The following is an 18,335-nucleotide window of genomic DNA, read 5'->3' as shown; positions in this document are numbered from 1 at the left end:
CGGAGTGCGGTCTAGAGGCTGGCCCGGGGCACGCTGAAGCGGAACTCGCTGCCCTTGCCCACTTCACTGTGGGCCTCGATCTTGCCACCGTGGGCATGAATGATGCCCTGGGTGATGTACAACCCCAGGCCGGTGCCGTTGGGGTTGCCTTCCTTCAGGGTCCAGTAGCGATCGAAGATGAACGGTAGCTGATCGGCGGGAATGCCTTCCCCGGTGTCGCGGACGCTGAATACGATCTGCTCGCCGTCGGACATCGCCACCACCCCGACCTTGCCCTGCTTGGGGGTGAACTTGATGGCGTTGCCCACCAGGTTCGACAGCACCTGGAACAACCGCTCGGGGTCGGCATTGATGGTCAGGTCCGGCTCGGCGTGAAAGCTGATGTCGATGGCCTTGTCCAGAGCCAGGGGCGCCAGCAGCGAATAGGCTTCTTCAAAGATCTGGCTGACCTCCAGCGGCTGCGGCGCAATGCTGTAGCGCCCGGCTTCGATCTTCGAGGTATCCAGCAAGTCCTCCAGCAGGTTGTTCATGCGGCTGGCGGCTTGTTGCATGGTGTCGATGGCCGAGGAAATGCGCCGTGACGTGTGTGGGCCGTCGGAGCTGAAGGCTTTTTGCATCATGCCGCAGAGCATGGAAATCACCGTCATCGGATTGCGCAGGTCGTGGGACACCACCGCCACCAGCTCGTCCCGGGCGCGCACCGCCTGTTGTTCACGCAGTACCTGGCGCGCCAGGTCGTTTTCCAGGGCCGAGCGGCGCAGGTCGTTGGCGGCGAAGAGATCGCCGTGGCTCCACTTGCTGGAAATGCCGGCCATCTCCACTTTCCAGATCTCGAACGAGGTGCGTGGCCGCAGGCGCAGGCCGGCGTCTGAGTTTTCCAGGTCCAGGGGTTTTTCCGGGTTGCCGCTCCAGTTGATGTTTTCCTTCACTTCGGGGCGGAACCACAGCACGCCGTTATCCACAGGCTTGGGCAGGCTCATGGCCAGGACGCCGCTGGCGACCTGTTGATAACTCGCCGCCGGCGGGTAGACGTTGGCCAGGTGATGACTGGCGAACACCGCTTGCCCGGTGCCTTGCAGCCAACGGTACAGGGCGCGGATTTCGTCCTGGGGCGGGCAGTTGCCGAAGCAGTGCAGCTGTTTGTCCTCGATGATCGCCACGCCACCGGCCTGGGTCAGTTCCAGCAGCTGTTGCGACGCCTGGGCCAGGCCGTCGAAGACGCTGTCGGGGGAGTCGCGCATGGCCTGGTCGAGGCTGGCCAGGGCGGCGACTTTTTCTTCTCGCTGGCGACTGATGTCCAGGGCTTGCATGGCACTGATCTGCAACGACAGCACCTGGCCGATGGTCTGGCAGGCAATGCGCAGCTCGTGGGGCACCAGCAGCGGCTGGCGGTTGCCACAGCTGATCAGGCCCCAGAGCTGATCGTCCTTGAGCAGGGAAATGCTCATGGACGACAGCACGCCCATGTTCTTCATGTACTGGCAGTGGATCGGCGACACACTGCGCAGGGTGGCGAAACTCAGGTCCAGGGCCTCCTGGGTGTCCGGGCGCAGGGTCGGCAGCAGCGGCACTGGCTGGTAGTCGGCATTGGGGATGATCCGCAGCCAGTTGCTGCGATACAGCTCGCGCGCCTGTTGCGGAATGTCCGAAGCGGGGAAGAACAGGCCGTTGAACACCTCCATGTCGGGGCGGGTGGCTTCGGCGATCACCTGGCCGTGGCCTTCCTCTTCGAAGCGGTAGATCAGCACCCGGTCGTAGCCGGTCATGGCCTGGATCTCGGCGACGCTGATGCTGTACAGCTCGTGCAAGGTCTTGGCCGCTTGCAGGCGCCGCAGCAGGCGCCCGAGATTCTCGGTCTGCTGCTTGAGGTGCTGGTGTTGCGGGTGATCGGGCTGGATTTCCAGCTCCAGCATCAGCACCCCCTGATGGCGATGCAACAAGCCTTCGAAGCGCGTGCCGTTGAGTGACAGGTGCAGCGGCGGGGCATCGAACAGCCGATCCAGTTGCAGCACTTCACGGATGCGTTGGCCATTCGCTTCTCCCAGCAATTGCTCCAGGGGCTGACCCAGCAGCGGTTCGGCCGGCCGACCCAATAGGATGTCGACGTTGGCACTGATCTGCTGGATACGCAGTTGCGGCTCGGACAGGGTCAGCAACACACCGTGGGGCTGGATCGCTCCCGGGGAGCGGATCGGCTCGTTGGCGCAGTTGGCCAGCAGCTTTTCGAAGGCTTGGGAGTCTTGTGGGGTCATAGCAGCACCTCGCGGCGGTCGAGCCAGCGTTCGAAACAGGCAAATGTGGATTGCGCGGCGCTGACCACTTGTTGGCGTGCCTTCGCGTCTTCGGGCATGCGCCCCAGATAATCGAGAAAGTCCTTCCAGCGCCGGCCGGTGGCCGCGCCATAGATGTCCAGAAAAGCGCCACCGTTATCGGCGTCGAGATCCAGGCGTTGGGCCATCTCCCGGCGCAGGATCTGTCCGCCCAGGGTCGCGCCTTCCAGTACGTAGAGGGTGCCGAGGCAGGCACCGGCGCTGCTCAGGTGCGGCAGTTGCTCACAGCGGGGCAGGGCCTCGATGCTGGCTGCATTCAAGCCCAGGGCATGCAGATCCCCTCGTAGGGCCGGGGTCTTCAGGCGTTGGCTCGGATCGTAGCCCGCAGGGATCAGGCCGCTGTCATGCAGGGCCGCCTCCAGGGGCTGATAGAAGCCGTAGTAGGCCTGGATCAGGCGTCGATACCAGGCGCCATCAAGATGCTCGGAGAAGAACGGCAGGCGTTTTTCCAGGGCTACGTGCAAGGTCGCGGTGCCGGCGCGCAGGTCTTGAAGCAGGGTGGGAGCGGCAGTGTTTTGGTGCGGTTTGGGCATTCAGGGATCAGGGGTCGCAACAGGTAATGGACGCGCCATGGGCGTCATCGAAAGCCGGGACCAGGCTGTAGTCCCTGCACTAGAGCCATCGCACAGAAAAATGAGAGCGTCACTCTACCTGTGCTTTTTGCACCGACGTACAGTTTTTGACGCACCATTGGTCGGCAAAGGGTAGTTGATCGATGACGTGTTGCTGTGTCTGACTCCGTTAATGAGGCAGAAATTCCTTTTTCCGTCTCGCGGATTCTGCGGTGAGGGTCAGATCCAGACGTCGTTCTGGGCGGTGCGTTCGCCACCCTGATCGCCGGTGTTGAGCACGCCCTTGGGTTCGATCAGCAGCAGCTTGACCTCCTGTTCGGCCCAGGGCTTGTGCTCGACGCCCTTGGGCACCACGAACATCTCGCCACTGCCAATGGTCACCCGGCCGTCACGGAAGTCGATGTGCAGCAGGCCCTCGAGCACGATGAAGGTTTCATCGGTGTCGGCGTGGCAGTGCCAGACGAACTCTCCCTGCAGCTTGGAGATCTTGAATTGGTAGTCGTTCATCTCGGCGATCACCTTGGGGGTCCAGTGTTCGCTGAACAGGCCGAGTTTCTGGGCGAAGTTGATGCTCTGGTAGGCGTTTTGCGGGGCAGGGTTTTGCATGTTGCGGTCCACCTCAGTGATGAATGAGCACTGAGGGTAAACAGCCAGGGGCGAAGGTTTCTTGAACGATCGTGTGTGGCTCAGCGGCCGAGCATCTTCAGCCAGCGTGCCGGTGGCAGGCCGTAGGTCTGGCGAAACTGCCGGGTCATGTGGCTCTGGTCGGTGAAGCCGGCGATCAGTGCGGCGTTGGCCAGAGTCTGGCCCTGCACCAGCAGCGCGCGGACCAGGTCCAGGCGGCGCATGCTCAGGTAACGGTAGGGGCTGGTGCCGAACAGCAGGCGAAAATCCCGGGACAGGCTCCAGCGGTCACGCCCGCTGTGGGCCGCCAGTTCCTCCAGGGTCAGGGTACGGTCCAGGGCGCTGTGAATGTATTCCCGGGCTCGCTCGGCCGCCACATAGTCGAAGCGCTGCCGCGATTGGGCGACCCCGGAGACGCTGTTCAGGGCATGGGCCAGGTCGAACAGGGCGTCTTCCTGTTCCAGCGGGTCCATGGGGCTTTCGACCCCGCGCAGCAGGGCCTCGGTAGCGGCGAACAGTCGCGGGTCGTTGGATAGGCCGCCGGTAATGAAGGGCAGGGGCTGGCCGCCGAGGATCTGCTGGATCAGCGCCGGCTCGACATACAGCATGCGGTAGTGAAAGCCGTCATGGGTGCCGGCCTCGCCGTCGTGGGCTTCATCGGGGTGCAGGACCATGGTGGCGCCGGGCAGGCTATGGCGCCAGCCGCCGCGGTACTGGAAGCTCTGGACCCCGCGCAGGGTGCGGCCGATGGCGTAAGTGTCGTGGCGGTGCATGTCATAGCCATGGCCGGCGAAATACGCCTCGATGCGCTCCAGGCCCCGGGCGGGCGGCGCGCGGTGAACCCAGTCGGTGACAGCTGCGGGTTTGGCCATGGAACGGTCCTGATGGATGAAACCGAGGGCGGTACGTTAACTCAGGGGCGCGCTGGCTGTCTTGCCCCTCGGTTCACGCCGTGGCGGTGATGCCGGAAGCCGGGGGCCTTGCAGGAGGGCTCCGGTGCCGCGCGGCCTATTGCCTGAGCCGGGTTTCGAGGCCAATCGGCGGTTGCCTGGGCAGGCGCGAGTGGAGTAGCGTCGTTCCCCCGGACCCCCTTTACGGCCACTCGCACTCATGCACGCCCCACACCTGGTTTACCTTGCCCCGCTGTTGTCGCTGGCCCTGCTCTGGAGCGTGGCGGTGATCACCCCCGGACCGAACTTTTTCACCACCGCACAACTGGCGGCGGGCAACTCGCGGCGCCATGGTCTGTTCGCCGCCCTGGGGGTGGCCAGCGGCACCGTGCTCTGGGGGCTGGCGGGAGGCTTGGGCATCAAGTCGCTGTTCAGCGCGGCGCCGGCGCTGTTCGTGTTGTTCAAGGTTGCCGGTGGCTGTTACTTGATCTACCTGGGGCTCAAGCAGTTCAAGCGCAAACCGGCCCTGGATAATCCAACCGCCAATGGCGCGGTCCATGCTGAGCGCAGCCTGTTCTCGGCCTACCGGCTGGGCTTTCTCGGCAACATGACCAACCCCAAGTCGGCGCTGTTCGTGGCCACTATCTTTGCCACGTCGATGCCGGCTTCCCCGCCACCTCTGCTGCTTGGGCTGGCAGTGCTGACCATGGCCGGCCTGTCGCTGTCCTGGTACTGCTGCGTGGCGCTGTTTTTCGCCAGCAGCCGGGTGGCCGGGTTCTACGCCCGGGCCCGTCGCTGGCTGGACCGTCTGGCCGGTGGTTGTTATGTGCTGTTTGGCGGGCATCTGCTGGCCAACCGCTGAACGGCCGGCGCCTTGCGCTGGCCAGGATACGCCCCCCAACAAGGACGACCCGTCCCCGTATCAGGAGACTGAACATGGCTGTTGTTTTTCGCCCGGTGGCAGAGGCGGACATTCCGCGGATCTGCAGTTTCGTGGGCAATCCCCAGGAGTTGTATTTCTTCTTTCCTGCCGCCACCTGGCCACTGACCCACGCGCAACTGCGCGATTCCATCGCCCAGCGCAGCGACTCGACGGTGATCGAGCGTGACGGGCAGGTGGTGGGTTTTGCCAACTTCTACCGCTGGGCCAGCGGCGGCACCTGCACCATCGGCAATGTCATCGTCGACCCAGAGGTGCGCGGCGCGGGCCTGGCGGCGCAACTGATCGGGCAGATGATCCACATCGCCCACAGCAAGCACCAAGCCTGCGAGGTGACGCTGTCGTGCTTCAACAGCAACGTGGCGGGGTTGCTGCTCTATCCGAAGCTGGGTTTTGTGCCGTTCGCCATCGAAGAGCGCAAGAACAAGGAGCAGGAGCGGGTGGCGCTGATCCATTTGCGCTACAGCCCCAGCTGAAACCAACAGCCGTCAGCAATCACTTTTTCAACGGAAACCATTTATGAGCAAGTTGCGGGTCGGAATTATTTTTGGTGGCCGTTCGGCCGAACACGAAGTGTCGCTGCAGTCGGCGCGCAACATCGTCGATGCCCTGGATCGCTCGCGTTTCGAGCCGGTGCTGATCGGCATCGACAAGCAGGGCCACTGGCACCTCAATGACACCTCGAACTTTCTGATCAACCAGGAAAACCCTGCACTGATCGCCCTCAACCAATCCCACCGCGAACTGGCGGTGGTACCGGGCAAGGCCAGCCAGCAACTGGTGGAGACCTCCAGCCAGGAACTGTTGGGGCATGTCGATGTGATCTTCCCCATCGTCCACGGCACCCTGGGGGAAGACGGTTGCCTGCAGGGCTTGTTGCGCATGGCCGACCTGCCCTTTGTCGGCTCCGATGTGCTGGGCTCGGCGGTGTGCATGGACAAGGACATCAGCAAGCGCCTGCTGCGCGATGCCGGGCTGGCGGTTACGCCGTTTATCACCCTGACCCGAGCCAGTCGTGGCCGCTACGGTTTTGCTCAGATCCGGGACAAGCTCGGCCTGCCGCTGTTCGTCAAACCGGCGAACCAGGGCTCGTCGGTGGGGGTGAGCAAGGTCGAAAACGAAGCCGATTATCTGGCCGCTGTGGAGCTGGCGCTGGGCTTTGACCACAAGGTGCTGGTGGAGTCGGCAGTGCGCGGACGGGAAATCGAATGCGCAGTGCTGGGCAATGACCAGCCGCTTGCCAGTGGCTGTGGCGAGATCGTGGTCAGCAAGGGTTTCTACTCCTATGACAGCAAGTACATCGACGAGCAGGCGGCCCAGGTGGTGGTACCGGCGGCGATCAGCCCGGCTGATAGCCAGCGGATTCAGGCCCTGGCCATCGAGGCATTTCAGGTGCTGGGTTGCTCCGGGCTGGCCCGGGTTGACGTGTTTCTCACCGACAGTGGTGAAGTGCTGATCAATGAAATCAATTCCCTGCCGGGGTTCACGCGTATCAGCATGTACCCCAAACTCTGGCAGGCCGCCGGCATGAGCTACAGCGAGCTGGTCAGCCGGCTGATCGAGCTGGCCCTGGAGCGTCATGGCGAGCGCCAAACCTTGAAAATCACCCGCTGAGGTGGGGCTCAATTGACTAGGGAAGTAACGGATGAGCGTGGTAACAGAAGCATCGGTTTTTCTTTTTTCCTACGGCACTTTGCAGGACAAAGCGGTTCAACTGGCCAACTTCGGCCGTGAGCTACAGGGCAGCAAGGACGCGATGCTTGGTTACGAGCAGAGCTGGGTGGAAATCACCGACCCCGACGTCCTGGCTGCCAGCGGCAAGACCCATCACCCGATCCTGCGCCCGGGGTCGGCAGACAGCGCGCCGATCGCCGGCACGGTGTTTCGCATCACGCCCAAGGAGCTGGCGGCGGCCGACAGCTATGAAGTCTCGGACTACAAGCGGGTCAGAGTGACCCTGGCCTCCGGGATCGAAGCCTGGGTCTACGTCAGCGCCTGATTCCGGGCTCATTCCGGTGGCAGCATCACCCCGATGCAAGCCAGCGCCAGCAGCAGCGCCCCGAGCACGATGAACACATAGTTGATCGGTGTGAAGCGGGCGTTGCTGCGACCCTCGGGATCGCCCGCTGCAGCATTCAGACCCCGCTGGCCGAGCCAGGTGATCCACGCCAGAACGGGCAGCAGCGCCAGACTGGCGATGTCGGTCACCGGGTAGCCGATGTTCTTGCGCGACAGCGCATCCACCACGTTGTTGATGATTAGCCCCACTACAAACAGGGTTGCCAGCTCACCGGGCCGCCAGTCATGACTACGGCCGTCGCGCTTGAGCTGTGCATCGGCTTCGCGGTACAGCGCGTGGGTGAAAAAGATGGCAAAGAAGGCCCGGGCCACCGGCCACAGCTCCTGGCCGCTGGCATGCCTGAATTGATGCCAGTTCTTGTAGGCCCAATACACTTGGTAGATGCCGAAAGTGACGATGTACAGGGTGATGAACTTGACCCGGGACACCACATAGAAGGGCTGTAGCGGCGCTTGGGCATCAGGGGTGACTAGTTCCGCCTTGGGCGGGGCATAGAGGTTGTCAGACACGGGCACTCCTTGGTTGGGTCTGAAGAAGCGGCATTGTTAGCGCCGCTCGGGGGGACGCCTACTGGCATTCAGGCAGGTCTGCGTAGGATGCCTCAACGACCCAGCGGATCTGCCGGGCGAAGGTAATGAATATCCCATTCGCTTTCACTGGCCTGAACAAAACCCAGGCGTTGATAAAAACGATTCGAGTCACTGCCACGCAGAGCATCCAGGCGGATCGGCAACTGTTCCAGGGTTGATCGATCAATCAGCGGTTTCAAGGCCTTCTCGCCGATGCCCTGCCCCTGAAAATCAGGCATGACGTACAGGTGCTGCAAAAGCAAATGATCGCTATAGGCTTGGCTCTGAATGAAGCCTACATGCTGTCCGTTGAGACAGATGAATTGGCATCGTTCGCAAGCAAAACTTGCCACAAAGCGTTCTCGGGCGCGCTGCGGGTCGAAGCGTCCGATGCGTTCCAGGCTGTCGCGCATGGCCGTTATACGCATTTTTACTAGGGTTTCCAGATCGTTCACGGTGGTGGCCAGCAATGCAATCGCCGGGCTCATGTGCGGGCAATCCAGGAGTATTGAAAGGCCTTCTCGTCACCTCGATGGCCCCGGCGCCGGTAGCTGGCCAACTTCGGGGTCGAGCAGTAGGTGCACAGCGGACTGAACTCGACCTGTTCATCATTCACCCCGGCCGCACGCAGCAAGTACAGGGCATAGCGGCTCAGGTCGAACCACAGTGAACCCTCCTGAGTGGGTTGCGGCGGGGTGATCTCGGGCGGCAGCAATGGGGCCGGTTGCTGACGACTCCAGGGGGCCTGCGCTGCGGGCCACAGATGGCCTTGGCTGGCAGACAGGTGATTGACGAAATCCGCGCTGACTTCATAGCAGCAAGGCTTGATCGACGGCCCGATGGCCACGCGCAATTGATGCACGTCGATGCCCCGGGCGGCGAAGTGTTCCAGCACATTGGCAATGATCCCGCCGTGCAGGCCTTTCCAGCCGCCGTGCACCGCTGCCACCCAGGCGCCATCGTGGCTGCTGATCAGCATCGGCAGGCAATCGGCGGTGACCACCGCAATCGGCCGGCTCGAGCGGGTCAGCACCGCGTCGCCGCGAATGATGCCGCTGGGCAGGGTGGTACTGGCTTCGACCACTTCGCCGCTGTGGACCTGGGAGCAGAAGAACAGATTGGCCGGCAGGGCAGCGCCCACGATGGAAAAGTCATGACGGATACCGGTTATCTGCTGCAACACACCTGCCTGGAAACTCATCGGGCCTTCGCTCGGTTACCTGGGAATGGTTGCAGAGCATAACGGCATCTGCGGTACTTTTGCTGACAACGACTGGCCCGGGCAGGGTGCCAGACCAGCGGTCGTCCCAGTGCGGGCCCGTCTGCCGGGCGTTTCAGGCGCTCAACGGGATATACAGCTCCACCACGCTGTGGGGATTCATGGGGCCGAGAAAGCGTTCGCCGCTGTACTCGAATTCCAGGGCTTCGATGGGCCGCAGCCCGGCCGCAGGCAGCCACTCGCTGTAGGCGGCGCGGAAGGTTTCCGGCAAGGTTTGCACCGTGCCGTGATGCTCGACCCTGGCGTAGTGGCGGCCGGGGATTTGCAACTCCACCATGCCCGGCACCAAGGGCGCGTCGGCCGCCACCGGCAAGCCGGCTATGTAACGCCAGTGGCCGTCGTCCAGGGGTTGGCAGATACCGTAAGTGCCAACGGGGTCGGCCAATCGCTGGATCTCCTGCTCACGGGGTTCGAAGCGTTGCCAGAGTTCGGCGATGGAGCCCGGATCATCCTGCTGCCAGGCCATGCCGATGATCCGCAGCGGCGCCAAGAGCACTTTTTCCGGCGTTTGCGGCGCAGGAATCTGGCGTTGCGGTTGAGCCAGATAGCGTTGCAGATGGCCGAGCACCTTCTGGCTGCGGGCAATCTCGCTTTCCAGATGCCGGGCGTGGTCCTGCAGTGATTGCTGCATGTGCAGCACGCTGTCCAGGCCACCTTGATCCGCCAGGGCGCGGATGTCTTCCAGGGACATGCCCAGTTGCCGCAGCCAGACGATGCGGCCCAGGGTCACGATCTGCTCCGGGCTGTAGTAGCGATAGCCGTTGTCACGGCCGGTGAGGGCCGGGGTGAACAGGCCGATGCTGTCGTAGTGGCGCAGGGTTTTGGTGGTGAGGCTGTGGCAGCGGGCCATTTGTCCGATGGTGAGCATGGAGCGTCCTTTGGGTGGTGGGGCTGGACGGCAGTCTGAGGGTTTACCCAAGGGCAAGCTCAAGTCCTGGTTCAGGCCGTTCGTTTCCTGAATTGCAGATATGAGGTTCATTTTTAGGCTGGAAGCGGGAATCGTGATTCGTTTGGACACACCAAGCGTGTTCGTCGATTTTGCTGCGGCAGGCAAACCAAGGCGAGTGGGTAGCACAGCATCTAAGCGGTAAATACCCTGGGGATTAGCAATTAAACAAACCTTGAATCAAAGACTTTGTTAACCCACCAACCAGCTACTATCACCCTCTACCAGTGTGCCGCCATGACTGGTGTTGTCTCCTATACGTGCTACTGGCTTGCCCTCAACGGACATTTGCGGTGAGCCGCTCAGGATCACTGCTCCGCAGCTGATACGGTCTCCCACACGAGCAATGGCCCTGCCATTGACCTTAGCTTCACTGGCACCGCTGACGATGTTTCCGCTGTCGTGAATGGGGCAAAAGTGACGGTGACCAACAAGAGCGATCGGCCGCATAGCGCGTGCCTCCTTTACATTAATTGTGTTGTTAGTCTGGAAATAGAGAATCTAAGTATTGGATTCGGGTGGTTGAGCGCTCGGCATTGCAAGTGTTTATGGCTGTTTCATAAGCTAGTGTTCCTGTTTCTATTATGAAAGCTTCGATTTCACATTCTGAGTCTCTGAGAATCGTCCAGGTTTTTTGTGAGTCTTCTAATTTTTTTGTGAGAGAGGCTTTTAGGTCAGGGGCTTTGGTGTATTGGGTTGCTATTCTTTTTTCAAGGTTTTTGTATGAGATTTTTAATGAAGTGTCAGAATCTTTCTTATAATTTGCTGAGCACTCAAAGAAAGCTTGACTGTTCTCGGCGGATTTGCAAGGAATAGCGGCTTGAATTGTATAAGGGAGGCTAAAAGCTATTGTCATCATAAGTTTTAAGGGTGGATATTTTTGTTTAATGATGTTTTTCATTTGTTTCTCCTTAAGTATTCGGCTCTACGTCTCGAAGGCTCATGTTTACTAATATCTGGAGTGTTCTCAATATACTGGATCAAAATGTCAAAATTATTTTTCATTCCTGCAGTCATTGGTTTCCCACCTTTGGTGAAGCCTTGGTAAACAAAGTCAACTAAAACGTCCTGTATTATTGGTGATAATTCCTCCCAAGGAGTTTTTTCCGGAGTTTCTGAGGTCCAGTAATCATAGTTTTTTATTGTTCTTTCTACATATGTTGGATAGATAGTGTTGAATAAATTTATTTGTTGGTCTTGCGTAATTGTACCGATGTCCAATTTGTAGTTAGATACAAAGTCTTTAGCTGATGCTCCTCTGAGTCCATGAGCTTTTGCTATTTTCTTAGCTTGTGCTGGAGGGATTTCGGATGAAATCATATGGCTATATATTTCATCCTCACTTCTGAAGCCCATGTCGTAGCCTCGACCTAAAGTGACACCAGATAAGTCATTTCCGGGCCAGTGTATTACACGACTAAAGTAGATAGAGCTTGGTTCATCATTACCTTCACCATCAAACGTTAATTTCCCTGCCGTAACTATCGGTGAGAAGGCTTCAAAACATCCAGCCAACCCAATTGGATGAAAGTGATAAACCTTGGCATCCTGCGGCAACCCTAGTGACTTGGCCACTACGCTCCACCACTGCAACATTTGCACACTTGGCTTTTCCGCCTCGAGTGCATGTTGGGCAACTTTACCCAGCCCCGCGGCAATTTCATCAAGCAGGCCAAAACGATCTGCCCAAGAAGGAACATGCCAAGCATTGACATGGTAGGCAATCATGCCGCCGAGGCGGGCGGCCACTACGCGGTTATTTAATGCGGTATCCAGTTCCTTCTCGCTTAGGTGGCCGTCGCCGTCGGTATCAACTAACTCCCTGACTTTGCTGAAGAACGGTGTTTCCTTTGGCCGCAGACCTCTGAGGATATAGCTGAGATACGCTTGTGCACCGCCTTCCCACCAGCACCCACTAGCACTGCTACTGGCATCTACCACTTCGAAACCGCGCCAATGCCAGGGGCTGCAAAGATGGTTGATTTCAGGAACCCAACCTTTTAGTCCCTGAATGTTCACCTGGTACCAACGCTGCCCCGCATTGTCGATGTTGGTCTGCAAGCCCGCGAGAGGGAGGGTCAGGTTATCTGGCAGGCAGAGCAACGCTTCGGCTTCAGCTTTGGGCTGGCTATTTATGCTTTCGCCTTTGCGCAGCGCCAACAGGTTCCATTGCTCCTTGGGTGTGTCTTCAACCCAGTTGCGGCAGAGATAGATGAAGCGGGGTACATCGTCTGCGCTGAAGACTTCAAGATGCATTAAAGGTGAAGAGGCGGGCTGTTCTCCGATTAGTCCGGCCTGTGATGAGACGCCCTCGCCGAGGTGACCGATCAGTGCACCGGCCTTGAGGCGAATGGGTGAGGAAGGTTGGATGATGAGGTCGTAATCTTGGTCTTTCAATGCACGAACTTCGTCTTCCAGTTCTTCGAGGAACACCCAGCCTTTTTCAGCAGGGGTCTCCACGGATGCCCCCGCTGGTGAAACTTCGAGGGTGCCCTTCAGTACTTGCCTGATGCGCCTCCATTTCCTGTTTGGTGAGTGTTCGCCGACTTCAATGACTGAGTCGCGAGGAGCCAGCCCCAGTAATGTGCTTCGTGAAGTTGGTTTTTCACGAATGTTCAGCCCTAGTAGGGGTGGGTTTTTTGCGACCCATGTATCGGTTGCTTTTGCTCCAACCTGATGGGTCGATGGCCACCATGCAGGGACTGAACGAGTTGGCTCATTTGCATAACTGGCAGCATCTGCCAAGTGCATGTAGAGGCTGTAATAGGTCAAGGTCGGCCGCGCCGCTGCAGCTGCACATTGGCGTTGGTAATCGGCTTGGGCCGCTTTGGCGTCGAGCACGGCTTGGAGCTGATCTGGGTGGGGAGTGCAGGCGCTGACAAGTTCGCGCGAGAGGGGGTGGCCGGCCAGGCGTGCGAGCCTTATACCTTGTGGTACTTCTCCCAATGCACTTATGGGTATCCAAGCATCGGCAACTGGCTGTGCCAGCCAGTGCACTTTCTCTCCGGTAACTTGGCCGATCAGAACCCAATCGCGTCTCAACTCCAGCAGTTTGACCCGTGTTCCCAGCGGTAACCAGCCGACGCTTGGGCCGAAGGGGTATTCAGCCAGACGAACGCCATATTCGAGTACTCGTTTTTCGGTCGCGGGCGCCTCTGATGATGGAGCTGAGGGGGGTTGCAGGCTATGGCGCATCAGAACGAAGCCAGTGGAGAGGGGGCGTTTTGCCGGAACTGCAGAGGTAAGGCTTGCGTCTGGATAATGACGATTGATGCGATACGCCACTATTTCTCCATCGGCGAGACACATGACACCGCTGCTTTGTTCAAAACGGTTGGCGGTACCGCTGGTGAAATGAATGCCCCCGTGGAAGAAACCGTTGCTGCCCAGCGGATAGTGGCCACCCTCGGCGCCCGCTAAACCTTCATATGCTGGTTGCGGGTCGGTGAAGCGCTTACTTTCCTGATTTTTGAAGGGGTATCCGATATGTGCACTTGGCTTCAAGGGTTTTGGCATGACCAATGACCTCCGTGGCAGCTCAGCGGTTGAAGCTCCATGACCATGGCTGCTGGTTGAGAGCTGCTGTTTCGAGTTCAGCGTTGATGATGAACGGGTTGCCTTTGCCATCTCCCAGGTGAACGAGAGGACCTTTGAGGTTGATTGCTACACCTTCGAGAGTGATGCCGCTGGCGTCCATGGTGATGGTTCCGCCCGGTCCTCGTAGCACCAGGCGTTCGCTGGTTTGCAGGTGATAAGTACGGGTCTTGGTGTCGATACCATGTCCCACATCAAGACGGAGCTGGCCTTGTATTGTTTGTGCAAGGTCACCGCCAATGTTCATGTCGTGGTTGGCGCGAGTGCTGTCGAAGCGGTTGTTCCCAACGTCTTCCCGCCGATCCTTGGCTGTTCGGATGCTGTGGTTGCGACCAACAAACAGGGAGTCGTCCTGGCCAATGTCGTGGTGTCGGTCCCGGCCTAAAGTGAGTTTTTCATCCTGGCCGACTGTTTCCAGCCGGTCGCGGCCGACGCCTAGACTCTCGTCGTTTTCTACCCGCTCGCTGCGGTCGTGGCCGACGAAAGTGGTCTCGTCATTTTTGATATGTAAGTTCTGATCTTTTTGCGCGTGGAGATAGATTTCTTCTTGGCCGGCTTTGTCTTCAATGCGCAACTCGTTGAAGCCCTTGCCACCAAGACTGCTATTGCTCTTGAACACGCTGCGGGTTTTATGTGCTGGCAGTTCATAGGGCACGGGGTTGGCGCTGTTGGGTACACAGCCGGTGATCAGGGGTTTGTCCGGATCACCCTCCAGGAAGCTGACCAGCACCTCCATGCCGATGCGTGGAATCACTACTTGGCCATATCTGGGGCCGGCCCAGCTGGAGGCCACTCGCACCCAGCAACTGCTCTTGGCATCGTGCTTTCCCTCCCGGTCCCAATGAAACTGCACCTTGACCCTTCCATATTGATCGCAGTGTATTTCCTCATTTTCGGGACCTGTGACAATCGCCGTCTGGCTGGCCAACTGTGGTTTTGGGGGCGGTGCAGGGGGGCGGTAGAAAGTGTCCCATGGGATTGCTTCAAAGCGGTTTTGGTAACCCGGGAGAAGGTCCGGTGAGTCTTGTGTTTGAGTCGGCATTGCCTCCTCAAGAACCTGTGGCTGTTGGCCCTGATGCTCAATCCCAGTTAGTAGCCACAAGTCGTTCCAGGTTGGTTCAGGATGGTTTTGCAGTTTGACGAAATGACCACTTACCAGGGCTGGCTGATCGCTCTCGCCAGTGACCATCCTGTAGTCACTACGATGATGCTCCAAGGCTCGTTCACTCAGACGTTTCCCATCATCTCGATGGGTGAAGCGTCCCGGGTAGCCGTAATCCTCCAAGTCAGGCTGCAGGGTTTGTTGTTCCGGGTGGTGTCTCGACTCCAGCAATAGTCGTGATTTTTTGAAGTCGTAGTCACGACGAGTGGTGCGACTGGTGCGGGTTTCCAGGCGCAGGTCAAAGCGAGTGATCACCGGTTGTTCTGCTACCAGGCCACTTCCCGCTTGAAAAATGGTGGCTTCAGGGAGGCGGGGGAGCGAAGCCTGATGATCACCGAATGACAGCACATTTCCCGCACGGCTATGACGGAAGTGGAAGTGAATGCCTTCCTCGTGACACAGGCGCTGTATGAATTGCAGGTCAGACTCGTGGTACTGCACGCAGTACTCACGCTCAAGGTAGTTGCTGTTCAACTGGAATTGGTAGGCATCGCCCAGGATGCCGTGCTCCTCAAGAATGTGGGCGATGATTGTGGGGACCGACAGGTGTTGGAAAATGCGTTGGTTGATTCGGTGTTTGAGATAGGCCAGATGCGGCTTCAGAGTCAGGTTGTATTGATGCAGGCGCTTGCCCCGGGCGCCTTGTTGAACTTGATAAATCAGTCCATGAATACCGTGGTTACGATCACTGAAAGTCAAATAGGCCGATCGGTGGAGCAGTTGTTCCAGATTCAAGTCCGGGCGTTCGCTGACCAGTTCCACATCGAAGGTATAAGGGCGGCTAATGTATTCCTGACCGGTAAAGGATACGACCCGCAGGTCGTGTTGGAAGTCATTGATCAATAGCTGGAAGTGAGGCTGGTTGGCTGGGCTGAACATCCGATGTTCCTCGATTTCAAATCCTTGAAATGGCTTTGAAGCGTGTTACGGCATTGCTTTGATAAGCAGACGAAAGGGTGGACCCATGGGGCTTTAATAACCACCTGGCGCTGTTAATTCAGCCGTATCTGAATGCTCTGGAAGAAAAGGCGTACCTATTTTCTGCGCACCAATCACGTTATCCGTTGTATTGACCGTTCTTCAGCCACAGTCTTTTGCCATCTCATTGGTCGCGCTCTACCCCTTTCCTTGATAAAGCGGCTGGCCAGCCTCGGTCGCATGTTGTCTTTTGTCAGGCAAAAGACGACATCCCGAGTATCTGTAAGGTTGTGCGCAAGCCCGAAGTGCTCAGCGCAGTGGATGATGTCCAGGCTCAGGACGATTTGATCGGCTTGATCAGGCTCTCGGCGGGAATGCCGAACAGCTGGTGCAGTTTCCAGATCATGGGCAGGGTCAGCGCGCGCTTGCCGTTGAGCACTTCGTAGACGCGGTTGGTGCGGCCGATGGCGGGGGCCAGGTCGGCGGCAGACAACCCGGATTGTTCCATGCGGAACTTGATCGCCTCGATCGGGTTGGGCAGGTCCAGGGGAAACTGTTTGGCTTCGTACGCCTCGATCAGGGTGATCATCACGTCGAAGTAATCGCCTTCAGGTGTTCCGGGCTGCGGTTCGTTGTCGAACAGGGGCGAGACGCTTTTCAGCGCGGCGCGGTAGTCCTGGTCGGTGTGGATAGGGCGGATGTTCATCTGGGTTACTCCATGTCTGCGCTGTCGGCATCAATGGCGTCGTACTGCCGGTGGGTGCCTACGAACTTGATGTACAGCGCGCCGAAACGATAGGCCACGGCAACGACCAGCCGATACTCGTTGCCCTTGATGTTGAAGACCACCCTGCGGCTTTTGAGAATGCTTGCGTTGCGATACTGCTCCTTGATCTGCGCAGGGTTGGACCACTCGGCATTCCTTGCTTCATCGATCCAAGCCAGTAAAGGCTGCTCTGCATCCGGGTACTTCTCCCAGAAGGCCTTCAACTGACTGACTGCAATAATTCTCATGGCGCGATCCTAGTCCCGTCCTGGGACTTAAACAAGTCACCAAGTGCATCAGGCGATGTACGGGCAGATCGCTGGATCTGCCCGCGCAGGCGACGTCGGCTCGGTGACGATCAGGTCATGCAGAGAGCGTGGCGTGCACGTCGTCCATCAGTGCCTTGCCCATCTCCGCCAGGTAGTGTGCCGCCCAAGCATAGCGGTCGCACCGCGGCTCCATGGCCGCCTCCAGAGTGAATTGCTTTGCCAGATGCAACAGGGTCGAGGCGTGTTCCAGGGCGTCGTTGATCGGCACGTCGGCATTCACCCGAAACAGCGGATACGAGTGTTCGCCGCAGTGGGAAAAGCGGATTTCACCGAGGGTAGTCAGGGGCGATTGAGTGGTCATCGGGCACCTCCGGTTTTGTGTGACGGGAGGTGTTGGGGAAGCAGATTGCAGAAGCAGTTCATGGTCACGACTCCTTGATTCGAAGGACCGTCACCGTCTGCCGCCAAGCAGATCAGGGTGGCGGATTGCGCAGGATTGGCGGACCGGGAATCAAGGAACCGGCGAACCCGAAGGTTCTCCCACGCAACCCGCCATAACGCAGGTATGCGGGCGCAAAAAAAGCGCCTGCATGATTGGTGGGGGCGCTGTTGCGCCTCGATTCTATCAGGCCGCCAAGCCTGTTCGCTGATTTTGCAGCGACGGTCGAACCATAGGTTGGACTAGGGGGCGCCGCAACGGCATTACTGCGACATTTTGTGAACCAACCCTTTAGCCGCTGCCGCAGGCTGCGAACGATCGGAACGGTCGCAGCGATCTCCCAGGCGCCGAAGGCCCTTCGGTCCTTATCGCAGCCTGCCGCAGCGGCTACAGAGGTTGTGCCAGCACCTCACGAAACACATCGGGCCTGAGCATCGCGATATGCAGCAATGAACGGGCCGCTCCGGAAGGCGAGCGCCGACCTTGCTCCCACTCTTGAAGGGTCCTTACCGACACGCCAAGCAGTTGCGCAAATTTGGGTTGCGACAACCCGGTTTTACCCCGCGCTTCGGCGGCCTTGGTGATCGGAATGCTATGGGTATGGCCATGCCGGCCGGCTTTGACATCGATGATCGCGTCCAGAAGCTCCTGGCCGATATTGCGCTTGGCATTGCGCTCCAATAGTTCTTTTTCAGTAAGGGGCATGATTCATCTCCTTCGCAATTCTGCGTAGAACAGGTGCTGGAATGTTTTCGGTAGCGCCTTTGCCATAGATCACCAGCGCAACCAGGGCTCCGCATGCGAGCTGGGTGGTATGGATGACCCGCACCGAGCCACTTTTTCCACGTCCATCAACGCTCCATCTGATTTTCCTGCAACCGCCAGAACCCGGGATGACAACGCCGGGCTCTGGGTCGCTGGCAAGAAATGTCATGAACGCTCCACGCTCTTCTTCGG

21 protein-coding genes are annotated in these 18,335 nt (G+C 58.9%); 4 read left to right on the top strand and 17 right to left on the bottom strand.

Features of this window, described 5'->3' with window-relative positions; genetic code table 11:
• Positions 1-11: 11 nt before the first annotated feature.
• The 4 genes from ACSSVC_RS30500 to ACSSVC_RS30485 form a co-directional block, all read right to left on the bottom strand.
• A complete protein-coding gene (locus tag ACSSVC_RS30500) occupies positions 12-2,252 on the bottom strand; it encodes an ATP-binding protein (RefSeq protein WP_492611824.1) in 2,241 nt (746 codons plus the stop codon).
• The gene (locus tag ACSSVC_RS30495; RefSeq protein ID WP_346633782.1) at positions 2,249-2,863 is read right to left on the bottom strand and encodes a biliverdin-producing heme oxygenase; all 615 of its coding nucleotides are present in this window, start codon (positions 2,861-2,863) and stop codon (positions 2,249-2,251) included. Before ACSSVC_RS30495 ends, ACSSVC_RS30500 begins: the two co-directional genes overlap by 4 nt.
• A gap of 258 nt (positions 2,864-3,121) precedes the next feature.
• Positions 3,122-3,508: a cupin domain-containing protein gene (locus tag ACSSVC_RS30490; RefSeq protein WP_346633783.1), complete on the bottom strand. Its 387-nt coding sequence runs from the start codon at positions 3,506-3,508 to the stop codon at positions 3,122-3,124.
• 80 nt (positions 3,509-3,588) lie between these two features.
• Positions 3,589-4,398, bottom strand: a complete 810-nt coding sequence (locus ACSSVC_RS30485; protein WP_346633784.1) for an AraC family transcriptional regulator — start codon at positions 4,396-4,398, stop codon at positions 3,589-3,591.
• A 238-nt stretch (positions 4,399-4,636) separates the two neighbouring features.
• On the opposite strand from ACSSVC_RS30485, the gene ACSSVC_RS30480 reads away from it, so the two are divergent.
• The 4 genes from ACSSVC_RS30480 to ACSSVC_RS30465 all read left to right on the top strand — a co-directional run bounded on the left by ACSSVC_RS30480 (position 4,637) and on the right by ACSSVC_RS30465 (position 7,355).
• The gene (locus ACSSVC_RS30480; protein WP_346633785.1) at positions 4,637-5,278 is read left to right on the top strand and encodes a LysE family translocator; all 642 of its coding nucleotides are present in this window, start codon (positions 4,637-4,639) and stop codon (positions 5,276-5,278) included.
• A gap of 74 nt (positions 5,279-5,352) precedes the next feature.
• Positions 5,353-5,832 carry a GNAT family N-acetyltransferase gene (locus tag ACSSVC_RS30475; RefSeq protein WP_346633786.1) on the top strand — a complete coding sequence of 160 codons (480 nt, stop codon included), beginning with the start codon at positions 5,353-5,355 and terminating at the stop codon, positions 5,830-5,832.
• A 43-nt stretch (positions 5,833-5,875) separates the two neighbouring features.
• Positions 5,876-6,970 carry a D-alanine--D-alanine ligase gene (ddlA, locus tag ACSSVC_RS30470; protein ID WP_492611823.1) on the top strand — a complete coding sequence of 365 codons (1,095 nt, stop codon included), beginning with the start codon at positions 5,876-5,878 and terminating at the stop codon, positions 6,968-6,970.
• A 31-nt stretch (positions 6,971-7,001) separates the two neighbouring features.
• The gene (locus ACSSVC_RS30465) at positions 7,002-7,355 is read left to right on the top strand and encodes a gamma-glutamylcyclotransferase family protein (protein WP_492611822.1); all 354 of its coding nucleotides are present in this window, start codon (positions 7,002-7,004) and stop codon (positions 7,353-7,355) included.
• Positions 7,356-7,363: 8 nt separating this feature from the next.
• Here ACSSVC_RS30465 and ACSSVC_RS30460 read toward each other — a convergent pair whose 3' ends face one another.
• From ACSSVC_RS30460 to ACSSVC_RS30400, 13 genes are all read right to left on the bottom strand, one after another.
• The gene (locus ACSSVC_RS30460) at positions 7,364-7,945 is read right to left on the bottom strand and encodes a DUF4234 domain-containing protein (RefSeq protein WP_346633788.1); all 582 of its coding nucleotides are present in this window, start codon (positions 7,943-7,945) and stop codon (positions 7,364-7,366) included.
• A 92-nt stretch (positions 7,946-8,037) separates the two neighbouring features.
• Positions 8,038-8,493: a GNAT family N-acetyltransferase gene (locus tag ACSSVC_RS30455; protein WP_492611821.1), complete on the bottom strand. Its 456-nt coding sequence runs from the start codon at positions 8,491-8,493 to the stop codon at positions 8,038-8,040.
• Positions 8,490-9,206: a purine nucleoside phosphorylase YfiH/LACC1 family protein gene (locus tag ACSSVC_RS30450; RefSeq protein ID WP_492611820.1), complete on the bottom strand. Its 717-nt coding sequence runs from the start codon at positions 9,204-9,206 to the stop codon at positions 8,490-8,492. Before ACSSVC_RS30450 ends, ACSSVC_RS30455 begins: the two co-directional genes overlap by 4 nt.
• A 133-nt stretch (positions 9,207-9,339) precedes the next feature.
• Complete coding sequence (locus tag ACSSVC_RS30445; protein WP_492611819.1) at positions 9,340-10,152, bottom strand: MerR family transcriptional regulator; 813 nt, start codon at positions 10,150-10,152, stop codon at positions 9,340-9,342.
• A 270-nt stretch (positions 10,153-10,422) separates the two neighbouring features.
• Positions 10,423-10,680 (bottom strand): PAAR domain-containing protein, encoded by a 258-nt coding sequence (locus ACSSVC_RS30440; RefSeq protein ID WP_404937658.1) that lies wholly within the window; start codon positions 10,678-10,680, stop codon positions 10,423-10,425.
• A 31-nt stretch (positions 10,681-10,711) separates the two neighbouring features.
• Positions 10,712-11,131 carry a lysozyme inhibitor LprI family protein gene (locus ACSSVC_RS30435; protein ID WP_404937657.1) on the bottom strand — a complete coding sequence of 140 codons (420 nt, stop codon included), beginning with the start codon at positions 11,129-11,131 and terminating at the stop codon, positions 10,712-10,714.
• Complete coding sequence (locus tag ACSSVC_RS30430; RefSeq protein WP_492611818.1) at positions 11,128-13,746, bottom strand: pesticin C-terminus-like muramidase; 2,619 nt, start codon at positions 13,744-13,746, stop codon at positions 11,128-11,130. Before ACSSVC_RS30430 ends, ACSSVC_RS30435 begins: the two co-directional genes overlap by 4 nt.
• 22 nt (positions 13,747-13,768) lie before the next feature.
• Positions 13,769-15,865, bottom strand: a complete 2,097-nt coding sequence (locus ACSSVC_RS30425; protein ID WP_492611817.1) for a type VI secretion system Vgr family protein — start codon at positions 15,863-15,865, stop codon at positions 13,769-13,771.
• 373 nt (positions 15,866-16,238) lie between these two features.
• The gene (locus tag ACSSVC_RS30420; protein WP_041119869.1) at positions 16,239-16,610 is read right to left on the bottom strand and encodes a helix-turn-helix domain-containing protein; all 372 of its coding nucleotides are present in this window, start codon (positions 16,608-16,610) and stop codon (positions 16,239-16,241) included.
• 5 nt (positions 16,611-16,615) lie between these two features.
• Entirely contained in the window at positions 16,616-16,918 is a 303-nt protein-coding gene (locus tag ACSSVC_RS30415) for a type II toxin-antitoxin system HigB family toxin (protein WP_041119868.1), read from the bottom strand.
• Positions 16,919-17,033: 115 nt separating this feature from the next.
• Positions 17,034-17,300 (bottom strand): DUF3077 domain-containing protein, encoded by a 267-nt coding sequence (locus ACSSVC_RS30410; RefSeq protein WP_041119867.1) that lies wholly within the window; start codon positions 17,298-17,300, stop codon positions 17,034-17,036.
• 465 nt (positions 17,301-17,765) lie between these two features.
• Positions 17,766-18,083 carry a helix-turn-helix domain-containing protein gene (locus tag ACSSVC_RS30405; protein WP_492611816.1) on the bottom strand — a complete coding sequence of 106 codons (318 nt, stop codon included), beginning with the start codon at positions 18,081-18,083 and terminating at the stop codon, positions 17,766-17,768.
• A complete protein-coding gene (locus ACSSVC_RS30400) occupies positions 18,070-18,312 on the bottom strand; it encodes a hypothetical protein (RefSeq protein WP_346633792.1) in 243 nt (80 codons plus the stop codon). The genes ACSSVC_RS30405 and ACSSVC_RS30400 overlap by 14 nt, the downstream gene beginning before the upstream one ends.
• Positions 18,313-18,335 lie beyond the last annotated feature (23 nt).

This window comes from Pseudomonas sp. E1BtOHC1, assembly GCF_058744285.1.
This window is presented reverse-complemented; position numbering and strand designations above follow the sequence as displayed.

Coding starts and splice junctions, on each gene's coding strand:
- ACSSVC_RS30480 (WP_346633785.1), top strand. CDS start 4,637: ATGCACGCCCCACACCTGGTTTACCTTGCCCCGCTGTTGTCGCTGGCC.
- ACSSVC_RS30455 (WP_492611821.1), bottom strand. CDS start 8,493: ATGAGCCCGGCGATTGCATTGCTGGCCACCACCGTGAACGATCTGGAA.
- ddlA (WP_492611823.1), top strand. CDS start 5,876: ATGAGCAAGTTGCGGGTCGGAATTATTTTTGGTGGCCGTTCGGCCGAA.
- ACSSVC_RS30450 (WP_492611820.1), bottom strand. CDS start 9,206: ATGAGTTTCCAGGCAGGTGTGTTGCAGCAGATAACCGGTATCCGTCAT.
- ACSSVC_RS30485 (WP_346633784.1), bottom strand. CDS start 4,398: ATGGCCAAACCCGCAGCTGTCACCGACTGGGTTCACCGCGCGCCGCCC.
- ACSSVC_RS30475 (WP_346633786.1), top strand. CDS start 5,353: ATGGCTGTTGTTTTTCGCCCGGTGGCAGAGGCGGACATTCCGCGGATC.
- ACSSVC_RS30405 (WP_492611816.1), bottom strand. CDS start 18,083: ATGCCCCTTACTGAAAAAGAACTATTGGAGCGCAATGCCAAGCGCAAT.
- ACSSVC_RS30500 (WP_492611824.1), bottom strand. CDS start 2,252: ATGACCCCACAAGACTCCCAAGCCTTCGAAAAGCTGCTGGCCAACTGC.
- ACSSVC_RS30440 (WP_404937658.1), bottom strand. CDS start 10,680: ATGCGGCCGATCGCTCTTGTTGGTCACCGTCACTTTTGCCCCATTCAC.
- ACSSVC_RS30465 (WP_492611822.1), top strand. CDS start 7,002: ATGAGCGTGGTAACAGAAGCATCGGTTTTTCTTTTTTCCTACGGCACT.
- ACSSVC_RS30430 (WP_492611818.1), bottom strand. CDS start 13,746: ATGCCAAAACCCTTGAAGCCAAGTGCACATATCGGATACCCCTTCAAA.
- ACSSVC_RS30410 (WP_041119867.1), bottom strand. CDS start 17,300: ATGACCACTCAATCGCCCCTGACTACCCTCGGTGAAATCCGCTTTTCC.
- ACSSVC_RS30400 (WP_346633792.1), bottom strand. CDS start 18,312: ATGACATTTCTTGCCAGCGACCCAGAGCCCGGCGTTGTCATCCCGGGT.
- ACSSVC_RS30435 (WP_404937657.1), bottom strand. CDS start 11,131: ATGAAAAACATCATTAAACAAAAATATCCACCCTTAAAACTTATGATG.
- ACSSVC_RS30495 (WP_346633782.1), bottom strand. CDS start 2,863: ATGCCCAAACCGCACCAAAACACTGCCGCTCCCACCCTGCTTCAAGAC.
- ACSSVC_RS30490 (WP_346633783.1), bottom strand. CDS start 3,508: ATGCAAAACCCTGCCCCGCAAAACGCCTACCAGAGCATCAACTTCGCC.
- ACSSVC_RS30425 (WP_492611817.1), bottom strand. CDS start 15,865: ATGTTCAGCCCAGCCAACCAGCCTCACTTCCAGCTATTGATCAATGAC.
- ACSSVC_RS30420 (WP_041119869.1), bottom strand. CDS start 16,610: ATGAACATCCGCCCTATCCACACCGACCAGGACTACCGCGCCGCGCTG.
- ACSSVC_RS30445 (WP_492611819.1), bottom strand. CDS start 10,152: ATGCTCACCATCGGACAAATGGCCCGCTGCCACAGCCTCACCACCAAA.
- ACSSVC_RS30415 (WP_041119868.1), bottom strand. CDS start 16,918: ATGAGAATTATTGCAGTCAGTCAGTTGAAGGCCTTCTGGGAGAAGTAC.